This is a genomic window from Frankia sp. CcWB2, assembly GCF_977927585.1.
Genome location: NZ_CDWRCM010000047.1, coordinates 9448 through 12388, shown reverse-complemented (window position 1 = coordinate 12388; position 2941 = coordinate 9448). Strand labels below are relative to the sequence as shown.

At 74.4% G+C, this 2941-nt stretch carries 3 protein-coding genes; all 3 read left to right on the top strand.

Annotated features, from left to right (window positions below):
• Positions 1–1056, top strand: a 1056-nt coding sequence (locus tag ACY45C_RS07405) for a phenylalanine--tRNA ligase subunit beta-related protein (protein WP_462186890.1), incomplete at its 5' end; no start/stop codon positions are given.
• Positions 1057–1120: 64 nt separating this feature from the next.
• Positions 1121–2149 (top strand): N-acetyl-gamma-glutamyl-phosphate reductase, encoded by a 1029-nt coding sequence (gene argC / locus ACY45C_RS07400; protein WP_462186900.1) that lies wholly within the window; start codon positions 1121–1123, stop codon positions 2147–2149.
• Positions 2150–2248: 99 nt separating this feature from the next.
• A partial coding sequence (locus ACY45C_RS07395; RefSeq protein ID WP_462186889.1) for a bifunctional ornithine acetyltransferase/N-acetylglutamate synthase occupies positions 2249–2941 on the top strand: 693 nt, incomplete at its 3' end.

Genomic DNA, 2941 nt, shown 5'->3' with positions numbered 1-2941 from the left:
ACCATCCCGGTGACCCTGCCGTCGCTGCCCGCGGGGCGCGGGCTCACCGCCGCGCAGCGGATGCACCGCGCAGTGGGCCGGGCACTGGCCTACGCGGGGTTCGCCGAGGTGCTTACCCTGCCGTTCGTGCCCGAGGACGCCGCCGACGCGCTCAGCCTGGCTGCGGTCGACCCGCGGCGCGCGGCGGTCCGGATCGCGAACCCGATCGCCGAGGATGCCGGCTACCTGCGGACGACCCTGCTACCCGGACTGATCGCGGCGGCCGTGCGCAACATCGGCCGGGGGCAGCGCGATCTCGCCCTGTTCGAGAGCGGCCTGGTGTTCCGTGAACGCGAACGGATCCCGACGGGCGTCGTCACCCCGCCGGTGGATCGTCGGCCCTCCGCCGCGGAGATCGTCGCTCTGGACTCGACCCTGCCCGGCCAGCCCCGCCACGTCGCCGTGCTCCTCACCGGGCGCCGTGAGCCAGGTGGCTGGTCCACGCCGGCCCGGGACGCGGACTGGGCGGACGCGGTGGACGCCGCGCACGTGGTCGCCGAGGCGGTGGGCGTCACCCTGACGGTCAGGGCCGGCAATGTCATGCCCTGGCACCCGGGCCGCCTCGCGGAGCTCTCGATCGACGGTCGGGTCGTGGGCCACGCGGGTGAGCTGCATCCCCGGGTGCTCGGCGCCGCCGGGCTCCCGCCCCGGGCCGGCGCGATGGAACTGGACCTCGACGCCCTGATCGAGGTCGCGTCGGCGGCGCCGCCGATGATCGCGCCGACGATCTCCACCTATCCGCCCGCCGACCGGGATGTGGCGCTCGTCGTGCCGATCGAGGTGCCGGTCGCCGACGTGACGGCGGCACTGCGGGCCGGAGCCGGTGACCTGCTGGAGTCCCTGACCCTCTTCGACGTCTTCGAGGGCGCCCAGGTCGGGGTCGGTCAGCGCTCGCTGGCCTTCGGCCTGCGGCTGCGCGCCGGGGACCGGACGCTGACGGCCGCCGAGGCGAACGCGGTGCGGGACGCGGCGGTCGCCCGGGCGGCGGAGCTCACCGGCGCGTCCCTGCGCGCCTGAGGCCGAGGCGGGTTACGCCAGCCCCATTGCATGACAATGAGTTGGCGTGTATAAAATTGCAATCATGGGTGTGACGGCAGCAGTTGCGGGGGCGAGCGGGTACGGCGGCGGAGAGCTGCTGCGCCTGCTCCTCGCCCATCCCGAGATCAAGATTGGTGCGCTGGCCGCGAACGCGTCCGCCGGCCGGCCGGTGACGGACGTGCATCCTCACCTGCCCGACCTGGAGGGCCGGGTGTTCACGGACGCGGCCGCGCTGGCCGGGACTGACGCGGACATCGTTTTCCTGGCACTGCCGCACGGTCAGTCGGCCGCGGTGGCCGCCACCCTGCCCGACACCGTACGGGTCGCCGATCTGGGTGCCGATCATCGGCTCGTCGACCCGGAGGCGTGGCGGCGCGCCTACGGGGGGGAGCACGCCGGGACCTGGGCTTACGGCCTGCCCGAACTCCCCTGGGCGCGGGCGGAGATCGCCGCGAGGCGGCGGGTGGCGGTCCCGGGCTGCTATCCCACGGCGACCTCTCTCGGGCTCGTGCCGCTGCTGGCCGGCGGTCTCGTGGAGCCCGCCGACCTGGTCGTCGTCGCGGCGAGCGGCACGTCCGGCGCGGGGCGCTCGGCCACGGTGAACCTGCTCGGCAGCGAGGTGATGGGTGACCTGACCGCCTACAAGGTGGGCACCCACCAGCACCGGCCCGAGATCACGCAGACCCTCTCCCGGGCCGCCGGTACGACCGTGACGGTGTCCTTCACCCCGGTGCTCGCCCCGCTTCCCCGCGGCATCCTCGCGACCAGTACCGGCCGGGCCATCCCGGGCACCGACGCGGACGCCGTGTACGAGGCGCTGCGGTCCGCCTACGCGGGGGAGCCGTTCGTCCGGGTGCTGCCGCCGGGGCGCTGGCCGCACACCGCGGCGACGCTCGGCGGGAACGCCGTTCATGTGCAGGGGACCTTCGACCCGGAGACCGGCCGGGCGATCGTCGTCACCGCGATCGACAACCTCGGCAAGGGCGCGGCTGGCCAGGCGCTGCAGTGCGCCAACCTGATGCTCGGCCTGCCCGAGACCGCCGGGCTGACCGCTCAGGGCATCGCCCCCTGACCGTTTCCGGCTCGGCAGGCCGGCAGGCCGGCAAGGACGCGGGACCATCGACCAGCAACATCGACCAGCAACGCGGACAGGGGACAGGAGAGGGTTGAGTTGAGCGTCACCGCCCCACGGGGCTTCCGCGCCGCCGGAGTGACGGCCGGGTTGAAGCCGTCCGGCCGTCCGGACGTGGCGCTCGTCGTCAACGACGGGCCGTCCGACGCCGCCGCCGGGATCTTCACCGCCAACCGGGTCCAGGCGGCTCCGGTGCTCTGGAGTCGCCAAGCCCTCGCCGACGGCCGGCTGCGCGCCGTCATCCTCAACTCCGGCGGGGCGAACGCCTGCACCGGTCCGGCCGGATTCGCCGACACCCACGCCACGGCTGAGCACGTCGCCGGGGCGCTCGGTATCGGTGCCGGCGACGTCGCGGTCTGCTCGACCGGTCTCATCGGCGTCCGCCTGCCCATGGACAACCTGCTCGCCGGCGCCACCAAGGCGGTGGCGGACCTCACCGATACCGCCGCCGCCGGCGCCGCGGCGGCGGAGGCGATCCGCACCACCGACACCGTCGCGAAGGCCGCGGTCCGCACCTCGTCGACGACCCCGGGTGTCACCATCGGCGGGATGGGCAAAGGCGCGGCGATGCTGGCGCCGTCGCTCGCGACGATGCTCGTGGTGGTCACCACCGACGCCGTCGCGGACGCCGCCACCCTCGATCGGGTGATCCGGGCGTCCTCGCGGGTCAGCTTCGAGCGGGTCGATTCTGACGGCTGCCTGTCCACCAACGACACCGTGCTGCTGCTGGCC

Bases quoted from the DNA above. Each gene is read 5' to 3' on its own strand.
- argC (WP_462186900.1), top strand. From the start codon at position 1,121: ATGGGTGTGACGGCAGCAGTTGCGGGGGCGAGCGGGTACGGCGGCGGA.